Raw genomic sequence first — 21,073 nt, forward strand, 5'->3', positions numbered from 1 at the left:
TCGGTGCTAGCTATAGGTATGTCCACGCCCGTATCCGACCAGACCATCACCGACATCTCCCACGTCATCCAGCTCTCGGTGGCGCCGGTCTTCCTGCTCACGTCCATCGGGACCATCCTCGGCGTGCTCTCGACCCGCCTGGCCCGCATCGTGGACCGGGCCCGGGCCATCGGCGAGCGGCTGGAGGGCGCCACGGAGGAGAGGGCGGGGCTCATCCATGCGGAGATGCGCACCCTGGCCCAGCGCCGCCACCTGGTGAACCTGGCCATCACGGCCGGGACCACCGCCGCGCTGCTGGTCTGCGTCAGCATCGCCACGGTGTTCCTCGGCGCCGTGATGAAGGCCAACGTGGCCATGACCGTGGCCTCGCTGTTCATCCTCGCCATGGCCGCCTTCGTGGCGGCCCTGGTGTCCTTCCTGCGGGAGATCCTCCTCGCCGTCCGGAGCCTCGATCTGGTCTGAGCGGGCCTAGAGGCTCTTGATCGCCGCGATCTCCTGGGGACTCAGATACCGCCAGGCGCCCGGCTTGAGCAGGGGGTCGGCCAGGGGGCCGAACTGCACCCGGCGCAGCTTGCTGACGGGGTGGCCCACGGCGGCGAACATGCGGCGGATCTGCTGGTTCTTGCCCTCGGTGAGGGTCACCTTCAGCCAGGGATTGTCGCCCTTCTCGGCGACCTCGATGTGGCAGGGCTTCAGGCGGCGCCCGCTGAGCAGGAAGCCCTCCTGGAATTCCTTCAGCAGTTCCGGCCGCGGGTTGCGGTGCACCTTCACGAGGTACACCTTGGGGATCTCGTGCTCGGGACCCGTAAGCACCTGGGCCAGCGCACCGTCGTTGGTCATGAGCAGCAGGCCCTCGGAGTTGAAGTCGAGACGGCCCACGGGGTAGAGGCGCCCCGGAACGCCCTTCAGCAGGGCCATCACAGTGGGCCGGCCCTGGTCGTCCTTCACGGTGGTGACGTAGCCCTTGGGCTTGTTCATGAGGATGTAGACCGGGTCCTCCCGGTGGATCGGAATCAGGTCCACCGTGATCTCGTCCCGGCGGGGGTTGGCGAGGGTACCGAGTTCGCTGATGGTCCGGCCATTCACCTGGACGCGGCCATCGAGGATGATCTGCTCACAGGCCCGGCGGCTGTCGATGCCCGCTGCGGCGAGGATCTTCTGCAGGCGCTCCTGCCCGGCGGCTTTGGGGCGGGGCGCCGCGGGGCGGGCGGCCGGCTTTGCGGGAGCCTTGACGGGGGGCGGGGCAGGGCGCCGCGTGGCGGGCCGGCGGGCGGGGCGATCCGCCGGCCCGGCGTCGCTGGCGCGGCTGGCGGCACGGGCGGCGGGGCGCTCCGTTGAGCGGGCGGCGGATCGCTCGGCGGCGGTCCTCGTGGTGGTCCTGGCGGGCGCGGTTCGCGGCCCCTTCGGGGCGGGCTTTCTCATGGCGGCTCCTTCGGCGTCTCCCGACGCGGAAGCACCAGTCTATCAGGCCACCGGGGTCCGGGTCGCCCGCATGAAGTAGTGGATGCCGGAGGCCAGCACCAGGGCCGCCACGAGCCAGTACATTTCCGGCAGCAGGGGATCCATCCAGGGCCGGTATCCCAAGGCGTTGAAGAGCAGGCCCAGGGAGACCGCGCTCAGCTGGATGGCGGTGCTCAGCTTGCCCAGGAGGCTCGGGTGGAACTTGCTGTCGCTGAGGCGGTCCACCGAGGCGAAGGCGTAGAACGAGATCACCAGATCACGGGTGATGGCCAGGATCGAGACCCAGACGGGAATGGGTGCGGTCATGCCATTGGTCCGCCAGGCCATGAGGATGAAGGCGGTGGTCATCAGGAGCTTGTCCGCGGCGGGATCCATCAGGGCGCCCAGGTCCGAGCGCTGGTTGAAGGTCCGGGCGATGAAGCCGTCCAGCAGGTCGGTGAACCCCGCCGCGGCGAACAGGCCGAAGGCCTGCCAGTGGTGGCCGTACCAGACCGCGATGGCGAAAAAGGGGATCGCCAGGATCCGCAGCAGAGTCAGCGCGTTGGGGAGGGTCAGTGAATTGGATGGGTTCATCCAAATCAGTTTAGACGGAGATCACATCCGAAGGTTCCCACCTTGTTCCACGCTAGGGGTGAGCTACACTGGTCGATGGAGTTGAGACTATGACTCAAAATCTTCCGATCCCTTTAAGTCTTCTCCAGCCCGGGGATCAAGGTGAAGTTGTGCAGATCCAGGCCCAGGGGCAGGTCCGCCAGCGCCTGCTGGAGATGGGCTTCATCCGCGGCGCCAGGCTGAGGGTCGAGAAGCTCGCGCCCCTGGGCGATCCCATGGAGCTCGTGATCAAGGGCTACCACCTTTCACTGAGGCGGGACGAGAGCTCCTGCATCCTCGTCCAGCCGGTGTCCTGATGACCTTGACCGTCGCCCTCGCGGGCAATCCCAACTGCGGGAAGACCACCCTCTTCAATGCCCTCACCGGAGCCCGGCATCACGTCGGCAACTGGCCGGGCGTCACGGTGGAGCGCCGCAGCGGGACCTTCGAACACGGGGGCACCACCATGGAGGTGGTGGACCTCCCCGGCACCTACTCGCTGGCCGCCCGCAGCGAGGACGAGCGGGTGGCCGTGCACTTCCTGGCCTCGCCCGAGGTGGACCTGGTCTTGAACGTGCTGGACGCCTCCAACCTGGAGCGCAACCTCTACCTCAGCACCCAGCTGCTGGAACTCGGCAAGCCCGTGGCCTTCGTCCTGAACATGGTGGACGACGCGGAGAACCGTGGGGTGCGCATCGACGTGCCCGCTCTGGAGCTGCTGCTGGGCGGCCCGATCATCCCCACCGTGGGAAACCGGGAGCAGGGCATCGAGGAACTCAAGGAACTGCTCGGCACCATGGCCCGGGGCGAATCCAACCGCTGCCGCAGCATCACCGTGGACTACGGCCACGACATCGAAGGCGAGCTCGCGAAGCTGCAGAAGGAGATCTGCCGGGACGAGCAGCTGGAGGCCGCCATGCCGCCCCGGTGGCTGGCCCTGCAGCTGCTGGAGAACAACGTCGAAGCCAAGCGCGTGGTCGGCGAGAGCCACGCCAGCGAGGCCATCAAGCAACAGCTGGCCAAGAGCTTCGCCTTCCTGGAGCCGCACCTCGGAGCCGATGGCGCGACGCTGGTGGCCGAGCGCCGCTACGGCTTCGCCCACGGCCTGGTCAAGGAGGTGGCCACGGCGCCGGATGACAAGAAATCACCCACCGCCAAGCTGGATGCGCTCCTCACGCACCGGGTCCTCGGCATCCCCATCTTCATCGCCATCCTGGCCTTGGTGTACTCCCTTTCCTTCATTCTCGGGAAGATCCCCCAGGACTGGATCGCAGACGGTTTCAAGGCCCTCTCCACCTTCGCGGCCAACCGCCTCCCCGCCGGTGAGCTGACCAGCCTGCTGGTGGACGGGGTCATTCCCGGCGTCAGCGCGGTGATCGTCTTCGTGCCCGTGATCATGATCCTCATGGGCTGCATCGCCTTCCTGGAGGACACGGGCTACATGGCGCGGGCGGCCTTCATCATGGACAGGCTCATGCACGTCATGGGGCTGCACGGGAAGAGCTTCATCCCCCTCATCATGGGCAGCGGTTGCAATGTGCCCGCCATCCAGGCGGCCCGCACCATCGAGAGCCCCCAGGACCGCCTCATCACCATGCTGGTCACGCCCCTCGTGAGCTGCTCGGCGCGCCTGCAGGTCTATATCGTCATCGCCGGGACCTTCTTCACGCCCTTCAAGGCCGCCCTCTCCATCATCGCCATGCACTTCCTGGGGCTCGGCCTCGCGGTGCTCATGGGCCGCCTGTTGCGCAGCGCCCTGTTCAGCGGACCCAGTTCGCCCTTCGTGATGGAACTGCCACCCTACCGGCTGCCCATGCTGAAGGCCACCCTCATCCACATGTGGGAGAAGGGGTCGATCTTCCTCACCCGGGCCGGCACCACGATTTTCGCGGGGGCGACCCTGGTGTGGTTCCTTTCGCGCTACCCCGGCATCGCCAACCGGGAGTGGACCCTGGAATACCAGCAGAAGCGGCAGGCCGTGGCGGCGCTGAACCTGCCCGCCGCGGAATCCGAGGAGCGGCTCAAGGCCCTGCAGCTGGCCCATGAGAGCCGCATCGTGAACACGAGCCTAGCCGCCAGACTGGGGCAGAAGGTCGAGCCCATCCTGCGGCCCATCCTGGATCCGGATCACAAGCGGGCCGAGGCCTGGAAGGATGTCATCGCCCTCACCGCCGGCTTCGTGGCCAAGGAGATCGTGGTCTCCACCATGGCCGTCATCCACCAGGCCAGCGAGGAGCCCAAGGAGGGCGAACAGCTCAGCCCGCTCCAGGTGGCGCTGCGCGATGGCTCGGGCCTGACGCCCCTCACGGCCCTGGCCTTCATGGTATTCACCCTCATCTACACGCCCTGCCTCGGTACCATCGCCATGATCCGTCGCGAGGCCGGCAGCTGGCGTTGGGCCGCCTTCACGGTGGGCTATGGTCTGGTGCTGGGCTGGGGCCTGGCCTGGGTCACGGTGGCCGTGGGCCGCGCCTTCGGCTATGCGTGAGGTGGCCATGATCCAGACTTTTCTTGTCGTTTCCGCCGCCGGTTTTTCGGCCTTCTACTTCCTCCACGGCGCCTACCAGGACTTCTGCGGCGCCAGGGGCCGCAGTTGCGGGAAGTGCAGCTCCGGTGGGTGTCCAGCGGCCCGCAAGGGCTGACGGGTCGGAAGAACCCCAAGGTGCCATCCTGATACCCGGCAGGAGGTCCCATGCGCTTCATCTTCGAGCAGGTGCGGGTCGGCGGGGATCGCAACTTCGGCTACCTGCTGGGTGATCGGGAGGCCGGGGTCGGCGTGGTCATCGATCCCTCGTACACGCCCGAGGCCGTGGTGGAGCGGGCCCGGGTCCAGGGGCTCAAGATCACCCACATCCTCAACACCCACGGCCATCCGGACCACACCAACGGCAATGAGGTGGCCAAGACGCTCACCGGCGCCGTGGTGGCGGGCGGGCCCGGCCACCCGGGCCCCGTGGACCTCATCCTCCAGGATGGCGACCGCGTGCCCTTCGGCGCCTTCTGGATCCGCACCTGGCATGTCCCCGGCCACTACCACGACCATCTGGCCTTCCTGGTGGAGGGGCAGGATGCTGCCTTCACCGGCGACCTGCTCTTCGTGGGCAAGGTGGGCGGCACCCAGTCCGAGGCCGATGGCCGCACGGAATGGGCCAGCCTGCAGCGCCTGCTTCGGGACTGGCCCGATGGCACCACGATCTGGCCGGGCCACGACTACGGCGCCCGCCCCAGTTCCACCGTGGCCTGGGAGCGCCGCACCAACCCCTTCCTCCTGTGCCCCGATGTCGACGCCTTCCTGCAAGCGAAGCAGGCGTGGGCGGGGTTCAAGGCCAAGCATGGCCTGCGCTGAAGGATGGGCCCCTCCTCCTCCACCAAAATGCGACGCGGCTGCTTTCGGTCTGGCACCATGACACCGATCGGCGGATCAGGGCTTAGACCAAAAGATCTATATAAAGATTTAATTCATGTTAATTTAAAAAAATTGGTTGCAACACCGATCTCTGGACCTATGCTGACTCACCGGAACCCTCAAAAGGAGATCCCGATGAACCTGCTCCCCGTCTTCTCTGCCATCGCCATCGTGGCCACGGCCTACCTGGGCATCGACAATCCGGGACGGGCCATCGTCGTCCAGCTGTGCATCGCCTTCGTCACGCTCCTGGGCATGGGGATCAGTTTGTGGCGGGAGTCCAGGCTCTCTGCGAAGACCATTTGAGGTCCCCGGCCGGCCGGTCGCACCTGAACAGGATTCAGCCTCCGCTCCGCGCGGAGGCCTGAATTTGTCCGGCACCTTCCAGCGGGCACGTTCGGATTGATTGAGCGTAATTATTTAATAATAAAACGGTTGATATTTGCGATTAAAATATCCGGTTGAATATTTAGGACCAATCTATCCTAGATCATCTTCCGGAGGTCGCCATGGCCTTGATGCTCAACCGTCGGACCTTCCTGAAGGCCGGCTTCACCACCGCCACCATCGGCGCCACGGGGCTGCCGCTGGAGGCCCTGCCCGCCGAGGCGAAGGGCTGGAACTGGGAGCGGGGCGTGTGCCGCTTCTGCGGCACGGGCTGCGGCATTCGCGTCGCTTCGAAGGACGGCCGCGTGGTGGCCGTGAAGGGCGACATCCAGAACCCCGTGAACCGCGGCCTGCTCTGTGCCAAGGGCTATGCCTGCGCCCAGATCCTCTACGGCCAGGACCGGCTGACGAAGCCGCTCTTGCGCAAGAAGGACGGCAGGTTCGACAAGCAGGGCGACTTCGAGGAGGTGTCCTGGCAGGAGGCCTTCGACGTCATGAAGGCCCAGTGGTCCAAGGCCCACAAGGCCCTGGGGCCCACGGGTGTCGCCGTCATGGGCTCGGGCCAGTACACGATCATGGAGGGCTATGCCGCCGTGAAGCTGGTGAAGGCGGGCTGGCGTTCCAACAACCTGGATCCCAACGCCCGCCACTGCATGGCTTCCGCCGTGGCGGCCTTCATGCAGACCTTCGGCATCGACGAGCCTTCGGGCTGCTACGACGACATCGAGCTCACGGATACGGTGGTGACCTGGGGCGCGAACATGGCCGAGATGCATCCCATGCTCTGGGCCCGCGTCATCGATGAGCGGCTGCGGCGCGACAGCTACCGGATCTTCAACCTCACCACCTACGCCAACGCCACCTCCGAAGGCGCGGACGTGGAGATCGTCTTCAAGCCCAACACCGACCTGGCCATCTGGAACTACCTGGCCCGCGAAGTGGTGAAGCGCGGCGCCGTGGACAAGGACTACGTGGCCAAGCACTGCGTCTTCGCCGCCGGTCCCATGGACATCGGCTTCGGCCTGCGGGAGGACTCGATCAAGGCCTACACGGCCGAGAGAGACACCCAGGCCCGGCAGAAGACCGTGGTGCTGACCCGGGAGGAGGCCATCGCCCGGGGCCTGGATCCTGCCGTGCAGCATGAGAAGTCCCAGGCTGCTTCGGGCAGCCCCCAGCGCCACTGGCTGATCTCCTTCGAGGAGTTCCAGAAGGGCCTGGAGCCATACACGCTGGACTTCGTGGCCGCCCTCGCCAAGGGCGATCCCGATGAGTCCCTGGAGGCCTTCAAGGCCAAGCTGGTGCAGCTCGCTGATGAGTACGCGAACCCGGCCCGCAAGCAGGTCTCCTTCTGGACCATGGGCTTCAACCAGCACACCCGCGGCACCTGGGTGAACGAGCAGGCCTACATGCTGCACCTGCTCACGGGCAAGCAGGCCCGGCCCGGCGCCGGCGCCTTCTCGCTCACGGGCCAGCCCTCCGCCTGCGGCACGGCCCGCGAGGTGGGCACCTTCGCCCATCGCCTGCCCGCGGACATGAGCGTGGACGATCCGGCCCACCGCAAGCACTCCGAAGAGATCTGGAAGCTGCCGGCCAGCACCCTCAATCCGAAGATCGGCAGCCACATCGTGCAGATGATGCGCGACCTGGAGGACGGCAAGGTCAAGTGGCTGTGGGTTCAGGTCACCAACCCCTTCCAGTCCTCGGCCAATGCCAACCACTGGATCGAGGCCGCACGCAAGCTGGACAACTTCATCGTGGTGTCGGATGTCTATCCGACCCTCTCTTCCAAGGTGGCGGACCTCATCCTGCCCTCGGCCATGATCTACGAGAAGTGGGGCGGCTACGGCAATGCCGAGCGGCGCACCCAGCTCTGGCGCCAAGTGGTGCTGCCGCCCGGCGAGGCCCGCAGCGACGTGTGGCAGATGATGGAGTTCTCGAAGCGGTTCACGCTGGCGGAAGTGTGGGGCGAGCAGCCCGTGCCAGGGCTGGAGGCGCCGGGCTACGAGAAGGGCAAGCTCCCCTCGGTGCTTCCGGCCGCCGAAGCCCTCGGCTACAAGCCCGACAGCACCCTCTACGACGTGCTCTTCGCCACGCCGACCGCGAAGACGTTCGCATGGCCGGATCCCGTGGCCTTCGGCAAGCCGAATTCCACGGTCGCGCAGGCTGGCATCAAGTGGTTCCCGGAGAAGGCCCTGTTCGAGGAATACCGGCTATTCGGCCTGGGCCATGGGCATGACCTGGCGCCCTTCGACGTCTACTTCAAGCGCGACATCTCGGGCCTTCGCTGGCCTGTGGTGGATGGCAAGGAGACCCGCTGGCGCTTCAATGACGAGTACGATCCCTATGCCAAGAAGGGGAGCGGCATCGACTTCTATGGCACCGCCATGAAGAAGGTCCCGGCGGGCGATCTGAATGGCCCCAAGGCGGGTGATCCCGTGGCCCTGCCCGGCAAGGCCAAGATCTTCTTCCGGCCCTGGCAGGAACCGCCTGAATCCCCGGATGCCACCTATGACCTGTGGCTCTGCACGGGCCGTGTCCTGGAGCACTGGCACTCGGGTTCCATGACCCGGCGCGTGCCCCAGCTCCACGCCGCCGTGCCGGAGGCGCTGCTCTTCCTCCACGCCAAGGACGCGGAGACGCGCGGGCTCAAGGCGGGCGACCTCGCGTGGATCGAGTCCCGGCGTGGCAAGATCCAGGCCCGCGTCACCCTGGGGGGCCGCAACAAGATGCCGCGCGGGATGGCCTACGTGCCCTGGTTCGATGAGGGCGTGTTCATCAACAAGGTGACCCTCGATGCCACCTGTCCCATCTCCAAGGAAACCGACTTCAAGAAGTGCGCCGTCCGCATCTCGAAAGTCGTCTAGGAGAGCCACCATGAGCCGACTCATCCTTTCCCTGACCCTCTGCACCCTCTCCCTGTCGGCCTCCAAGCCGCCCGCCAAGCCGATCCCGGACCGCAACCTGGGTCTGTCGCGCACCTCGGTGTTCGACGTGCCCGCGCCCCCCGCCTACCGGGACGAGGCCTCGGAACCCGGCGAGAAGGCGCTGCCCAAGCGCATCAACCGGGAGTACCCGCCGGTCATTCCCCACAGCGTGGCGGACAGCCTGCCCATCACCCGGAGCACCAACCTCTGCCTGGACTGCCACGCGGTGCCCGGCCCCAAGAAGAAGGGGGAGGCCACGCCCGTCCCCGCCAGCCACTACGTGGACCTCCGCCGGGCCCCCGAGGCCAAGGGCACCCAGGTCGCCGGCACCCGCTTCGTATGCATCTCCTGCCACGTGCCCCGCACCGACGCGCCGGCCCTGATGGGGAGCAGCTACCGGCCCTAGGCGCCATTTCTGATTGATCTGCAACCTGACTTGTTTCATGTTGAGCCTGAAACAAGCAGGTGCCGGTCTGCCGCGTCCTCTCCCATCGGGGGGTCTTCGCTGCCTTGGCCCACGATTCAGGATTGGAAGGTGTCCTCATGGCGGACCAGACGTTGACCATCCTCCTCGCTGGCGGCAGCGGCTCCCGTCTGCAGCCGCTGACCGCGGATCGCGCCAAGCCCGCCGTGCCCTTCGGCGGCAAGTATCGGGTGATCGACTTCACCCTCTCCAACTGCCTGCATTCCGGCCTGCGCCGCATCCTGGTGCTGACCCAGTACAAATCCCACTCCCTGCACAAGCACCTGCGGGATGGCTGGTCCATCTTCAATCCCGAGTGTGGCGAGTACATCACCGTGGTGCCGCCGCAGATGCGCACGGGCGCCTTCTGGTACGCGGGCACGGCCGACGCCATCAACCAGAACCTGTTCCTGCTGGAGCGCAACGAGGCCGGGAAGGTGCTGATCCTGGCGGCCGATCACATCTACCGCATGGACTACGCCGCCCTCATCCAGGCCCACACCGAGACCGGCGCGGATCTGACCGTGGCCTGCATGAAGGTGCCCATCGGCGAGGCCAGCGCCTTCGGCGTCATGGCCGTGGATGGGAACGGCCGCATCGTGGAGTTCCAGGAGAAGCCCGACCAGCCCAAGTCCATGCCCGGTGACCCGGCGACGGCCCTCGTCTCCATGGGCATCTACGTCTTCACCAAGGACCTGCTCATCGAGCAGCTGCGGGCCGACAGCCTGCGCGAGGAATCCAGCCACGACTTCGGCAAGGACCTCATCCCCGGCATGATCCACTCGCACCGGGTCCATGCCTACGAGTTCGGCGGCACCCGGGGCCGGGTCACGCCGGACCGCTACTGGCGCGACGTGGGCAGCCTCGATGCCTACTACGAGGCGAACATGGATCTCCTCAAGCCCGTGCCGCCCCTGGATCTCTACCAGAACGACTGGGCCATCCGCACCTACCACGGCCAGAACCCCCCGGCCCGAATGGTGCCCGGCGGCAATGGCAAGGATGGGCTGATGACCAACTCCATCATGGGCGCCGGCACGGTGATCATCGGCGGCGTCGTGCGCCATTCCGTCCTCGCCTCCCGCGTCCACATCCACGAAGGGGCGGTGGTGGAGGACGCCATCCTCTTCGACCACGTATCCGTGGGGCAGGGCGCACAGCTGCGCCGCTGCATCGTCGACAAGCACGTGACCATCCCCCCGGGGGAGACCATCGGTTTCGACGCAGACAAGGACAGGCAGCGCTTCACCCTCTCCGACAAGGGCATCGTCGTGGTGCCGGAGGAATACCGGTTTGACTGAAGCCATGCCCAACAAGGACGAAGCCATGAACTTGTTCGACCGACCCTCTGAGGCGGATATCGCCGCCGTGGACGCCGCCATCACCAGCCGCCATTCCGTGCGCGCCTTCCTGCCGACGCCGGTGCCTCGGGAGATCGTCGAGGACATCCTGCGCGTGGCCTCGCGGGCGCCCTCCGGCACCAACACGCAGCCCTGGCAGGTCCACGTGCTGATGGGCGCCGCCCGGAGGCGCCTGTCCGACCGCATCAGCGCAGTCTATGAAAACCCCGCCGAGCTGGCCACGCACCAGCAGGAGTACGACTACTACCCGAAGGAGTGGGCTTCGCCCTACATCGACCGTCGCCGCAAGGTCGGCTGGGATCTCTACGCCCTCCTGGGCCTCGCCAAGACCGACAAGGCCGGCATGCACCGCCAGCATGGCCGCAACTACCGGTTCTTCGATGCGCCAGTCGGGTTGATCTTCAGCATCGATCGCGTGATGCAGCAGGGCAGCTGGCTGGACTACGGCATGTTCCTGCAGAGCATCATGGTGGCGGCCCGGGCCCGCGGTCTGCACACCTGCCCCCAGGCCGCCTTCACCCAGTTCCATCGCCTCATCGCCGAAGAGCTGGCCTTCAGGCCCGAGCAGATGCTGGTATGCGGCATGGCCCTGGGCTACGCCGATCCGTCAGCCGTGGAGAATAGCCTGGTGACCGAGCGGGCCCCTGTGTCCGAGTTCGCGCGGTTCATCGAGGACTAGGCGCGTCGCAGACAGCGGGCCTCACCCTCCTCCCACCAGGGGGAAGAGGGCGAGGGTGTCCCGTTCGTTCAGCTGGTAGTCGAGGGGCGCGTGCTGTCCGTTCACCATGACGATGCCCATTTCGCCCAACCGGAAACCCAGCCCGAGGATGATCTGGCGGCAGTCCACGCCCGGGGCGAATTGGTGCTCGGCCTCCTTGAACCGTCCATCCCGGAAATGGGCGAAGAGCTTGATGGTGACGTGGATCGGCTCCATGTCAGAAGTTCCAGAACGCGTCGATTTCCTCGTTCGTGAAATCCCACACGGCCTGGTGCGGCGCGACCGGATCGGAGTTGAAGAATTCGGGCAGGCGGTCGTCCGCATTGGTCATCCCGGCGGCCAGGTTGAAGGCCCGCTCGGTCTTCAGGATGGTCTTGCCCAGGCCCACCACATCATCGCCCGTCAGCGTCGCGCCGAAGCGGGCGTTGAGCATGTCGATCAGGGCCGGCAGGCACTCGGGGATGTCCAGGGCCGGGAAGGCGATGAAGATGCACATGCCCGTGGAATCGATGGCGGCGGTGGCGATCTGCAGGTTCCGGGAGAGTTCGATCTGCCCGTCCTTCTTCAGCGGATCCACCTGGCCGCCCACGTTGAGGATGTTGGTGGCGATGGTGTAGCCCGCGGTGTGGTCCGCGCCCATGGGACTGGTGCAGTAGGTGATGCCGATGCCCTTGACGGAGCGGGGATCGTAGGCCGGGATGGCCTGGTTCTTCACCACGGGCACCCGGGTGACGCCGTAGGTGCGCCCCACGGCGCCCGCGCCGGAGCCGATCACGCGGCCCAGGGCCGTGCCCTTGCCGATCTCGTCCCGCAGGATGCGGACCACTTCCTTCCCGTCGCCCCAGGGCAGGATGCCTGCCTCCATGGCCACACCGAAGGCCACGGCGGTTTCGATGGAGTCGATGCCCAGGTCGTCCATGACGTTGTCCGCCTGGGCGATGTCGTCCAGTTCCTTGATCAGGCAGTTGGCGCCCAATCCCCAGATGGTTTCGTACTCGAAGCCCGACGTCAGGTACTGGCCGTCCTTGTCGTTGTAGACCTGGGAGCACTGGATGACGCAGCCGGCATGGCAGCCGTGCCTGGGCTTGCCGCCGCGGGCCACGATGGTCTCGTGCATGGTTTCGCCGGAGATCTGCTCATGCCCGTCGAACTGGCCGTAGGTGAAGTTCCGGGTGGGCAGGCCGCCGGCCTCGTGGAGGATGTTGACGAGCACGTTCGTGCCATAGGTGGGCAGCCCCTGGCCGCTCACCGGATGGTCCATCAGGGCCTTCGTGAAGATGCGGGAGGCGGCCTTGAACTTTTCGGGCTCGGCGATCTGGATGCCGGGGGCGCCCTCGTCATCGATGGAGATGAACTTGATGCGCTTGGAGCCCATGACGGCGCCGAGGCCGCCGCGGCCATGGCTGCGGATCTTCCCCGAGGGATCCTTCACGGAGATGTTCGCCGAGGTGAGCTTCATTTCGCCCGCAGGGCCGATGGCCATCACGCCGGTCTTCTTGCCGAGGAGCGACTGGAGGGCGTCGATGACGGCGAAGTTGCCCAGGCCCAGGAGCCCCGATTCCTCCTGGATCGAAACGCCATCCTTGTTGATCCGGAGGGAGAACCACCCGTCACCCTTGGGCATGCCTTCGATGATCAGGGCGTTGATGCGGAGGCGCGCGAACATCTGGGCGGCGGTACCACCGACGTTGCTTTCCTTGATGCCCCCCGTCAGCGGGCTCTTGGCGCCGGCGGACAGGCGGCCCGAGTTGGATGCCGCGGTGCCCGACAGCAGCCCGGGCGCGAACACCAGCTTGTTGTTGGGTCCGAGGGCGTGGCAGGTGGGCGGCACCTCCTTCGCCACGATGGTCGACGTGAGGGCCCGGCCACCGAGACCGGCCCACTCCGTGGGCACCTCTTCGACCGTGGTGGTCAGGTCGTTCATGTTCACGCGCAGGATCTTGTCCATGGTGGTTTCTCCTTGAAGGCCATGAGTCGGTCGTCTGGTATTGGCAGGAGCTGTGCCGAGGTCTGAGCCATCTCGAGTTCATTCTTGACAGCAGGGTCCGTGAAGTCCCGTGGCTCGGCGGATGGGTAGAAAAAGACGTGAATGAAACGTTCGATAACGTCAAAGCTGTCTCGAATCGGTTGTGATTTTTTGCGCCAAAATGCAACTTATTGATCATTTTTGTATCGAATCGTAATAATGTGAAACAAGGTGAAGCGGCCCGTGGCATGGGTCTGCCTTCGGAGGGGCCATGGCGCACAAAGCAGGACGCACCACGGAAAGCTGGGCGACCTGGGACCGCTTCATCCGCGCCGGGAAGATCGAACCAGGTGCGCTGGGGCCTGAACTGGAAGCGTCCTGGCACCGCTGCAAGGCCGCGGGTGTGGATCCACTGGCGGGGCGGTCCACCCTGGTGCTGGGGTCCGCCGCGTTCGCCGCCCTGGCGGAACGGAAGCAGGATCTGATCCGGGTGGCCAAGCCCTTCATGGAGAACCTGTACAGCCTCGTGGCCGGCTCCAGCTTCGTGGTGCTGCTGTTCGATGAGCAGGGGTACCTGCTCGAGGCCGTGGGGGATCAGGATCGGATCCTCGCCTCCCAGGACCTGAACCTGAACAAGGGAGCCCTCTGGGCCGAAGGCGAGGTGGGGACCAACGGAGCCGGCACCCCGCTGGTCCTGGGCCGTCCCTTCCAGGTTTCAGGGGCTGAGCACTACTGCCAGAAACACCACCGGTGGACCTGCTCCGGGGCGCCCATCTTCGACCCACGCGGGAAAACCATCGGCCTCCTGGACATGACCGGGCCGGTGGATGAGACCCACATCCACACGCTCGGGCTCGTGATGGCCGCCGTGCAGGCCATCCAGCACGAACTGAAGCTGGGGCAGAAGAACCAGGAACTGACCCTGCTGAACAACCGCCTTTCCAGCATCCTCTTCACCGTCACCGACGGGGTGCTGGTGCTGGATGTCGACGGGGTCCTCAGTCAGATCAATCCCGTGGCGGAGCGTTTGCTGGGGGTCTCCAACCCGCAGGCGGCCGGCAAGCGCATGACGGACCTGGTCCAGGATCTGGGGCCCATCCGTGAGCTGCTGGAGTGGGGCCAGGAATTCCTGGACCGGGAGATGGAACTGAAATCCAGCCGGGGGGCCATCCAATGCATCGTCAGCGGCAAGCCCATCCTGGATGAAGGCGGTCTGCTCAAGGGCGCCGTGCTGTTCGTGAATCCCATCAACAAGATCAAGCGGCTCATCAACCGCTTCAGCGGGGCCCAGGCCACCTTCCGTTTCGAGGACATCCTGGGCCAGGGGGAGTCCCTGCAGCGGGCCGTCCAGCAGGGCCAGCTGGCTTCCGCCAACGAAAGCAACGTGCTGCTGACGGGGGAGAGCGGAACCGGCAAGGAAATGTTCGCCCACGCCATCCACAACCAGTCGGAGCGCCGGAAAGGGCCCTTCGTGGCCGTGAATTGCGGGGCCATCCCCCGGGAACTCATCGCCAGCGAGCTGTTCGGCTATCAGGACGGCGCCTTCACCGGCGCCGCCCGGGGCGGACGTCCGGGGAAATTCGAGCTGGCGAGCGGGGGCACCCTCTTCCTTGACGAGATCGGGGACATGCCGCTGGAGCAGCAGATCGCATTGCTCCGGGTGCTGCAGGACCGGACCATCACCCGCCTCGGCGGCGACCGCTCCTTCGTCGTGGATGTGCGGATCATTTGTGCAACCCACAAGGACCTGCGGGAGGAGATCCGGAAGGGCACCTTCCGCCAGGACCTCTACTACCGGCTTAATGTCTCCATGATCAAGCTGCCGCCGCTGAGGGAGCATCCGGAGGACATTCCCGAACTGCTGGAGGCCTTCATGTACAAGTTCGCCGCGCGCAAGGGCGTGTCGAACCTGCGCATCGATCCCAGGGTGATCGGCATCCTCCAGGGCTATGCCTGGCCCGGCAACATCCGGGAATTCCAGAATGTGGTCGAGCGGATGATCCATTCCGTCCAGGGAACGGAGCTCTCCTTGAACGACATTCCCGACGAAATCCTGCGGGTCCCGGATCCGCCACTTCCCATGGCGGCATCCCAATCTCCCGGTCACACCAGGTCCGCAGGTCCTGCCAGCCTCCGGGAACAACTGCTGGCGGAGGAGCGGGAAACGATCCAGGCCAGCCTGCGCACCTGGAAGGGGAATATGAGCAAAGCCGCCCAGGAGCTGGGGATGGCCAGGAACACTCTTTACCGGAAAGTTCAGAAACTGGGCATTTGAACCTTGAGTCCAGTCTCTGACATTGGGATGGGGCAGATCCGAGCGCCATCCACGCCAATTTCCAGAAGCGGCACAAGGCTGCCATTTTCCTCGAACTTTGTCGGGCGGCAGGTCATTGCCTGTGACCCAGCGATGCGTGGGTGTGCCCTTCACCTTGAAGGGCATTTTTGCGGTGTCCAAGGATTGCGGGTCTGAGCAGCTCAGAGGTCATCGTCCCAGGTCTAGATCGAAGGACGTAGGCAACAACGCAGCAAGCCTCCTGTGTGGGAATGGGCGCGGTGACCATCCGGGAAGTTCCAGGTGACATTGTCTAGACAGACGATACGCGACCTCCTGGATGGCAACACCGGGAGTGCCAGGCAGGGCTGGAATTACCTCTGCCACTCCAGATCCCATGCCGGAAACCTGCGTCCCTGAGGTGCGTTGACGCGGGTGGGTGGATGCCTACATATCTCGCACTGAGGCAACCATGACCATCGACCTTTTCCAACCGATCCGCCGTCTCTCCGCCTACAGGAGCCGCAGGGATGCGAGTGAAGCCGCTGTCCTGCGCCGCGCCTGGACCCCGCTGGTCCTCGCGATCACCCTCGGAATCTGCCTTGAAGCCCATGGGAAACCTCCATCTTCAGGGGGCGCATCCAAGCGCGGTGACGTTCCTCGCCTCGCCTTTGGTGACTTCTTTGACGTGTCTGCCCAGGAGCTCAAGCCCTCCGCGCGGTTGCTCGAGTTCGCTGGCCGGCGCGTGAAGCTGGCCGGTTTCATGGCGAAAATGGAGGTCGCACCCAAGGGCGCCTTCTACCTCACGCCACGGCCGGTATCCTGCGATGAGGAGGGTGGAGGCACCGCCGACCTGCCGCCTGAAGCGGTCTATGTCACAGTCCGCTCTTCCGTGGGCCAGGAGATTCCGTACACGCCCCGCGCACTCGAGGTGACCGGCCTGCTTGAGGTGGGCTATCACGTCGAGCCTGACGACCGGGTGACCCACATCCGGCTGCTGCTTGATCGCCCCCAAGACCTGCTCGGCTCTGCGCCGAAGCATCAGCACTCCCCCAACCCCCCGGAGGTACGTCCATGAACCTGAACCTTCCCCGCAGGCTATCCCGCCTGCTCGCCCTGGTCGCGGCACTCACAGCTGTGGCCGTGAGCGCCGCCCCGGCCAACGTCGCCCTCGTCCCATCGGAGGGCGCGCGCTTCCTCATCCACCAGCGCTTCGATGTCCGTGTCGAGGGCCAGGGCACCGGCCCGTATTCGGCCAAGCTCTGGATCGACGGACACCCGGCCACTTTCACCTCCGGAGCCCAGGGCACCTCTTCCACGGATGGCATCACCGCCGCTGGTTGGGGAGGCTTCAACCTTCGCGGATCCTCCCTTGCGCACAAGGGCTGGCACACCCTGAAAGCCGAGTTCACTGACGCGACCGGCACCGCAACCGTCAACTCCCGCATCCAGGTCATAGATCCCTTCGAGGCCAGGGGCGGAGACCGCCGCCTGACGAAGAACATCGTCATCATGCTCGGGGACGGCATGGGCATCGCCCACCGAACGGCCGCGCGTCTGGTGCGCCACGGCGTGACCGCGGGCAATCCCAATGGCCGGCTGGAGATGGATCAGTTCCCCGGCACGGGCCTGGTGAGCACCCACTCGCTCAACAGCATCATCACGGATTCGGCGCCGGGCATGGCGTGCTATACCACTGGCAATCACGCCAATAATGGCCAGGAAGGGGTCTACCCCGCCCATGTCACCAACCCCTTCTTCGCGCCCCGCGTGGAGTACCTGGCCGAGTACCTGCATCGAATCAAAGGGACTGTGCTTGGACTGGTGAGCACCGCCGACGTGGAGGATGCCACGCCTGCCGCCAACGCCGTTCACACGGCCAATCGCAACAATGGCACCGGCGTGGTCGATCAGTACCTGGACGAGAGCGATCCGAATGGCACCCGCGGCTTCGGCACGGGTCTGCGCGTCCTTCTCGGCGGCGGTCGGCGCTGGTTCATGCCCGCCTCCACCCTCTATTCCAGCCGCACCGCCGGTACCGGCTATGCGGGCCTACCTGCCGACCTGATCGCCGGTTGGAACCTCCCCACCACGCCCGCAGCGCAGGGCAGCGCCACCCGTGACCTGATCGCGGACTTCAAGGGCGCGGGCTTCAGCTATGCCGCCAACCAGACAGAACTGAGCGCGTTGACGAGTGGTCACGCCCCCGACAAGCTCCTCGGGCTCTTTGGCTACGGCAACATGAACGTGGCCCTGGACAAGGTCGCCAAGCGCCGGGGTGTACTGCCCGCGGGCGCCTCCACTTTTGCGGTGGATGACTACATGGCACCCGATCAGCCGATGCTGGATGAGATGTCCGAAGCGGCCTTCGAGGTGCTGTCCCGCAACCACGGCGGGTTCGTGCTGATGATCGAGGGTGCTCACATCGACAAGCAGTCCCACTTGATGGATGCGGATCGCGCCATCGGCGAGACCCTGGAGTTCGACCGGGCCGTGGGCGTCGCCCGCAAGTGGGCGGACAAGCTGGGTGATACCACCGTGCTGGTGCTCGCCGACCACGAGTGCTCGGGCTTCAGCCTGATCGGCGCCCTGTCGCTCAGTGGCGGTATCCCGGCCCTCAAGAGCCTCCCCAGCGACAGCGCCTCGCTTGATCCCTCCGTGATCCCGGCCCGCCAGAACGCCGTCGGGACCTATGACCTCGCCGGCTTCCCGAGCTACCAGATCCTTGCCGATGGCTACCCGGCGACCATGGACATCGACAACAAGGTACTGGTCGGCTTCGGCGCCAACAGCGACCGCTATGAGTCCTGGCTCTCCAAGCCCACTCCGGTGATCGACAGCCTTCTGCCCAGCGCGTTCAAGGGCACCGGCGGCCTCCTTGGCACGAAGGGGTATGCGACCATTCCCGAGTTGCGCTCGATCGACAAGGACGGCTTCTTCATCCGAGGCCAGCTCAACGGCGAGGGCCAGGCCGTGCACACCGCGGCCGACATCCCGGTCTCGGCCTACAGCAGCGGCACCAAGGCCTGGTTGCGCTTCGTCGGGGTCCAGAAGAATACCGACGTGTTTTTCAAGCTGGTGAAGGCTGCGCTCAGTGGCGACGAGCCTGCCGGGTCAGATCCTGAAGACGGCGAGTAGCTCCGCCACATTCGACTTGAAAGAAGAGGAGCGCGCGGCCTGCCGCGCGCTCTTCTCGTGTTCATGCATCCGAATCGTACCGACGAAGATGTTCACACAACCTTCACGTTCTGGAAGTGCAGTGGCGGGCGCAAAGACCGACCTTTGAAGCCTCATCCTGAGGAGGATCCATGTTGCTTCGGAACGTCGCATTTGGTTTGGTTCTGGGCCTGTCCGCGACAGGGGCCGTACCCCTCGTGGCCCAGGGGAAAGACACCGGGGATGCCTCTTCTGGGATCTCTGCCTCCGCGCTGACCGCCAGCATCCGACGCGCGCTGGCCATCCCGGCCAACAACCGCACCGGCACCATCGCGGACATCGAGCACATCGTGATCCTGACGCAGGAGAACCGATCCTTCGACCACTACTTCGGGGCCCTGAGAGGCGTGCGCGGGTTCGGCGATCCACGGGCGGTGACGCTGCCCTCGGGCAAGCCCGTGTGGCAGCAGCCCAGCGGTACCGGACATCTCATGCCCTATCGTCCCGACGTGGCCGACATGGGCATGACGTTCCTCCAGGATACGCCCCACGGCTGGAACGATTCCCATCTGGCATGGAATGCCGGCCACTACGATCAGTGGGTGCCCGCCAAGGGCCCCGTGGCGATGACCTACATGACCCGGAAGGACATCCCGTACCACTACGCCCTGGCCGATGCCTTCACCGTCTGCGACGCCTACTACTGCTCCCTGCTGGGCCCGACTGATCCCAACCGCTACCACATGTGGACGGGCTGGGTCGGCAACGACGGCAAGGCCGGTGGTCCCGTCATCACCAACGCCGAGGTGGGCTACGACTGGTCGACCTATCCCGAGCGCCTGCAGAAGGCGGGCATCACCTGGAAGGTCTACCAGGATGTGGGCACGGGGCTCGACGCTGCGGGCTACTGGGGGTGGACGGATGATCCCTACATCGGCAACTACGGCGACAACTCGCTGCTCTACTTCCATCAGTACCAGGACGCCCTGCCTGGTACGCCACTGGCCGACCGTGCGAAGACCGGAACCAACGTCACCGTGAGCGGTACGCTGCTCGATCAGTTCCGCACGGATGTGCGCAGCGGCAAGCTGCCGCAGGTGTCCTGGATCTCCGCGCCGGAAGCCTATTCCGAGCACCCCAACTGGCCCGTCAACTACGGTGCCTGGTACATCTCCCAGTTTCTCGATGCGCTGACGGAAAATCCGGAAGTGTGGAGCAAGACGGTGGTGTTCCTCAACTACGACGAGAACGGCGGCTTCTTCGACCATATGGTGCCGCCGACGCCGCCCCAGACCCGGGACCAGGGTCTCTCGACGGTGCCGACCACCCATGAAATCTTTCCGGGTGATGCGGCCGGCCACGTGAGTGCCCCCTATGGCCTGGGGGTGCGGGTCCCGATGATCGTGATTTCGCCCTGGAGCAAGGGTGGCTATGTGAATTCCCAGGTGTTCGACCACACTTCGCTCATCCGGTTCCTGGAAGCCCGCTTCGGCTCGGACGATCCAGACCTCATCGAGGGCAACATCACGCCCTGGCGGCGGGCTGTGGCCGGTGATCTCACCACGACCTTCAATTTCGAACGCCCCAACGCCACCGTGGTGCCCCTGCCGGCGACGGACGCCTACCGTCCCCAGGACCGGCTGCGCCACCCGGACTTCATGGCGGTGCCGCCCGCTGTTCAAGGCATGCCAGCCCAGGAACCGGGGGTTCGTCCAGCGCGTGCCTTGCCCTACACCCTGCATGCCACCGGCAGCATCCATCCCGTGGACAACACATTCCGGATCGGCTTTGAAAATGCCGGTGAGGCGACCGCTGTCTTCCAGGTGCGATCCGGCGATGGCAGCCTGCCCCGCAGCTACACCGTGGAGCCGGGCAAACAGCTGGCGGACAGCTGGAGCGTGACGGTGAATGGGGCCACCGGCTATGACCTCTCGGTGAACGGGCCGAATGGCTTCCTGCGCGCCTTCAAGGGCTCCGTCGCCGATCCCGACAGCACGAACCTCGATGTGAGGGCGACGTACGATGACGAAGGCGTCGGTGTCACGCTCGTCATCACGAACCACCACTCACATGTGGACAAGGTGCGCGTCCAGAACAACTACACCGGTGAGACCTTCAAGCGGACCCTGGGGCCGCGAGAAAGCGTGACGAAGCACTGGTCGTCCCCGCGCCACTCCGGGTGGTATGACCTGACGATCAAGGTCGCCGACGATCCCGGCTTCGAGTACCGGTTCGCCGGGCACGTGGAAAACGGCCGGGACAGCGTGAGTGATCCGGCCATCGGAGGCTTCAACCCGAAGGACTGAGCGAAAGTCGTGGAGAGGGCAGTGACCTGCGGAGAATCGCGGTCACTGCCCTCCTCCTGTAC

At 65.6% G+C, this 21,073-nt stretch carries 18 protein-coding genes; 14 read left to right on the forward strand and 4 right to left on the reverse strand.

Annotation, left to right across the window (positions count from 1 at the left end):
• Positions 1-18: 18 nt before the first annotated feature.
• Complete coding sequence (locus QOZ81_RS04795) at positions 19-462, forward strand: DUF2721 domain-containing protein (protein WP_291200788.1); 444 nt, start codon at positions 19-21, stop codon at positions 460-462.
• A gap of 6 nt (positions 463-468) precedes the next feature.
• On the opposite strand, the gene QOZ81_RS04800 is transcribed toward QOZ81_RS04795, so the two are convergent.
• Both QOZ81_RS04800 and pgsA read right to left on the reverse strand, forming a co-directional pair.
• A complete protein-coding gene (locus QOZ81_RS04800; RefSeq protein ID WP_291200785.1) occupies positions 469-1,422 on the reverse strand; it encodes a pseudouridine synthase in 954 nt (317 codons plus the stop codon).
• A gap of 42 nt (positions 1,423-1,464) precedes the next feature.
• Entirely contained in the window at positions 1,465-2,034 is a 570-nt protein-coding gene (pgsA, locus tag QOZ81_RS04805) for a CDP-diacylglycerol--glycerol-3-phosphate 3-phosphatidyltransferase (RefSeq protein WP_291200782.1), read from the reverse strand.
• An 89-nt stretch (positions 2,035-2,123) separates the two neighbouring features.
• Here pgsA and QOZ81_RS04810 point away from each other — a divergent pair, with 89 nt between their 5' ends.
• The 9 genes from QOZ81_RS04810 (at position 2,124) to QOZ81_RS04850 (ending at position 11,272) form a co-directional block, all read left to right on the forward strand.
• Positions 2,124-2,369 carry a FeoA family protein gene (locus QOZ81_RS04810; protein WP_291200779.1) on the forward strand — a complete coding sequence of 82 codons (246 nt, stop codon included), beginning with the start codon at positions 2,124-2,126 and terminating at the stop codon, positions 2,367-2,369.
• Positions 2,369-4,540: a ferrous iron transport protein B gene (gene feoB / locus QOZ81_RS04815; RefSeq protein ID WP_291200776.1), complete on the forward strand. Its 2,172-nt coding sequence runs from the start codon at positions 2,369-2,371 to the stop codon at positions 4,538-4,540. Before QOZ81_RS04810 ends, feoB begins: the two co-directional genes overlap by 1 nt.
• 7 nt (positions 4,541-4,547) lie before the next feature.
• Positions 4,548-4,694, forward strand: a complete 147-nt coding sequence (locus QOZ81_RS04820; protein WP_291200774.1) for a hypothetical protein — start codon at positions 4,548-4,550, stop codon at positions 4,692-4,694.
• 50 nt (positions 4,695-4,744) lie between these two features.
• The gene (locus QOZ81_RS04825; protein WP_291200772.1) at positions 4,745-5,398 is read left to right on the forward strand and encodes a hydroxyacylglutathione hydrolase family protein; all 654 of its coding nucleotides are present in this window, start codon (positions 4,745-4,747) and stop codon (positions 5,396-5,398) included.
• A 195-nt stretch (positions 5,399-5,593) separates the two neighbouring features.
• Positions 5,594-5,764 carry a hypothetical protein gene (locus tag QOZ81_RS04830; protein ID WP_291200770.1) on the forward strand — a complete coding sequence of 57 codons (171 nt, stop codon included), beginning with the start codon at positions 5,594-5,596 and terminating at the stop codon, positions 5,762-5,764.
• Positions 5,765-5,967: 203 nt separating this feature from the next.
• Entirely contained in the window at positions 5,968-8,709 is a 2,742-nt protein-coding gene (gene napA / locus QOZ81_RS04835; RefSeq protein WP_291200767.1) for a nitrate reductase catalytic subunit NapA, read from the forward strand.
• Between the two features lie 10 nt (positions 8,710-8,719).
• Complete coding sequence (locus QOZ81_RS04840) at positions 8,720-9,175, forward strand: nitrate reductase cytochrome c-type subunit (protein WP_291200764.1); 456 nt, start codon at positions 8,720-8,722, stop codon at positions 9,173-9,175.
• Positions 9,176-9,312: 137 nt separating this feature from the next.
• Positions 9,313-10,533: a glucose-1-phosphate adenylyltransferase gene (glgC, locus tag QOZ81_RS04845; protein WP_291200761.1), complete on the forward strand. Its 1,221-nt coding sequence runs from the start codon at positions 9,313-9,315 to the stop codon at positions 10,531-10,533.
• A gap of 25 nt (positions 10,534-10,558) precedes the next feature.
• A complete protein-coding gene (locus QOZ81_RS04850) occupies positions 10,559-11,272 on the forward strand; it encodes a nitroreductase (RefSeq protein WP_291200758.1) in 714 nt (237 codons plus the stop codon).
• Between the two features lie 21 nt (positions 11,273-11,293).
• Here QOZ81_RS04850 and QOZ81_RS04855 read toward each other — a convergent pair whose 3' ends face one another.
• Both QOZ81_RS04855 and QOZ81_RS04860 read right to left on the reverse strand, forming a co-directional pair.
• Positions 11,294-11,527 carry a MoaD/ThiS family protein gene (locus QOZ81_RS04855; protein ID WP_291200756.1) on the reverse strand — a complete coding sequence of 78 codons (234 nt, stop codon included), beginning with the start codon at positions 11,525-11,527 and terminating at the stop codon, positions 11,294-11,296.
• Between the two features lies 1 nt (position 11,528).
• The gene (locus QOZ81_RS04860; protein WP_291200753.1) at positions 11,529-13,259 is read right to left on the reverse strand and encodes an aldehyde ferredoxin oxidoreductase family protein; all 1,731 of its coding nucleotides are present in this window, start codon (positions 13,257-13,259) and stop codon (positions 11,529-11,531) included.
• Between the two features lie 289 nt (positions 13,260-13,548).
• On the opposite strand from QOZ81_RS04860, the gene QOZ81_RS04865 reads away from it, so the two are divergent.
• From QOZ81_RS04865 to QOZ81_RS04880, 4 genes are all read left to right on the forward strand, one after another.
• Complete coding sequence (locus QOZ81_RS04865) at positions 13,549-15,552, forward strand: sigma-54-dependent Fis family transcriptional regulator (protein ID WP_291200750.1); 2,004 nt, start codon at positions 13,549-13,551, stop codon at positions 15,550-15,552.
• A gap of 469 nt (positions 15,553-16,021) precedes the next feature.
• Positions 16,022-16,627, forward strand: a complete 606-nt coding sequence (locus QOZ81_RS04870) for a hypothetical protein (RefSeq protein WP_291200747.1) — start codon at positions 16,022-16,024, stop codon at positions 16,625-16,627.
• Positions 16,624-18,687 carry an alkaline phosphatase gene (locus QOZ81_RS04875; RefSeq protein WP_291200744.1) on the forward strand — a complete coding sequence of 688 codons (2,064 nt, stop codon included), beginning with the start codon at positions 16,624-16,626 and terminating at the stop codon, positions 18,685-18,687. Before QOZ81_RS04870 ends, QOZ81_RS04875 begins: the two co-directional genes overlap by 4 nt.
• 170 nt (positions 18,688-18,857) lie before the next feature.
• A complete protein-coding gene (locus tag QOZ81_RS04880; RefSeq protein WP_291200741.1) occupies positions 18,858-21,011 on the forward strand; it encodes a phosphocholine-specific phospholipase C in 2,154 nt (717 codons plus the stop codon).
• Positions 21,012-21,073: the final 62 nt, after the last annotated feature.

This window comes from Geothrix sp. (assembly GCF_030219325.1).
GTDB lineage: Bacteria > Acidobacteriota > Holophagae > Holophagales > Holophagaceae > Geothrix.

Excerpts from the sequence above, each read along its gene's own strand:
- QOZ81_RS04795 (WP_291200788.1), top strand. The coding sequence starts at position 19 with ATGTCCACGCCCGTATCCGACCAGACCATCACCGACATCTCCCACGTC.
- QOZ81_RS04800 (WP_291200785.1), bottom strand. The coding sequence starts at position 1,422 with ATGAGAAAGCCCGCCCCGAAGGGGCCGCGAACCGCGCCCGCCAGGACC.
- pgsA (WP_291200782.1), bottom strand. The coding sequence starts at position 2,034 with ATGAACCCATCCAATTCACTGACCCTCCCCAACGCGCTGACTCTGCTG.
- QOZ81_RS04810 (WP_291200779.1), top strand. The coding sequence starts at position 2,124 with ATGACTCAAAATCTTCCGATCCCTTTAAGTCTTCTCCAGCCCGGGGAT.
- feoB (WP_291200776.1), top strand. The coding sequence starts at position 2,369 with ATGACCTTGACCGTCGCCCTCGCGGGCAATCCCAACTGCGGGAAGACC.
- QOZ81_RS04820 (WP_291200774.1), top strand. The coding sequence starts at position 4,548 with ATGATCCAGACTTTTCTTGTCGTTTCCGCCGCCGGTTTTTCGGCCTTC.
- QOZ81_RS04825 (WP_291200772.1), top strand. The coding sequence starts at position 4,745 with ATGCGCTTCATCTTCGAGCAGGTGCGGGTCGGCGGGGATCGCAACTTC.
- QOZ81_RS04830 (WP_291200770.1), top strand. The coding sequence starts at position 5,594 with ATGAACCTGCTCCCCGTCTTCTCTGCCATCGCCATCGTGGCCACGGCC.
- napA (WP_291200767.1), top strand. The coding sequence starts at position 5,968 with ATGGCCTTGATGCTCAACCGTCGGACCTTCCTGAAGGCCGGCTTCACC.
- QOZ81_RS04840 (WP_291200764.1), top strand. The coding sequence starts at position 8,720 with ATGAGCCGACTCATCCTTTCCCTGACCCTCTGCACCCTCTCCCTGTCG.
- glgC (WP_291200761.1), top strand. The coding sequence starts at position 9,313 with ATGGCGGACCAGACGTTGACCATCCTCCTCGCTGGCGGCAGCGGCTCC.
- QOZ81_RS04850 (WP_291200758.1), top strand. The coding sequence starts at position 10,559 with ATGAACTTGTTCGACCGACCCTCTGAGGCGGATATCGCCGCCGTGGAC.
- QOZ81_RS04855 (WP_291200756.1), bottom strand. The coding sequence starts at position 11,527 with ATGGAGCCGATCCACGTCACCATCAAGCTCTTCGCCCATTTCCGGGAT.
- QOZ81_RS04860 (WP_291200753.1), bottom strand. The coding sequence starts at position 13,259 with ATGGACAAGATCCTGCGCGTGAACATGAACGACCTGACCACCACGGTC.
- QOZ81_RS04865 (WP_291200750.1), top strand. The coding sequence starts at position 13,549 with ATGGCGCACAAAGCAGGACGCACCACGGAAAGCTGGGCGACCTGGGAC.
- QOZ81_RS04870 (WP_291200747.1), top strand. The coding sequence starts at position 16,022 with ATGACCATCGACCTTTTCCAACCGATCCGCCGTCTCTCCGCCTACAGG.
- QOZ81_RS04875 (WP_291200744.1), top strand. The coding sequence starts at position 16,624 with ATGAACCTGAACCTTCCCCGCAGGCTATCCCGCCTGCTCGCCCTGGTC.
- QOZ81_RS04880 (WP_291200741.1), top strand. The coding sequence starts at position 18,858 with ATGTTGCTTCGGAACGTCGCATTTGGTTTGGTTCTGGGCCTGTCCGCG.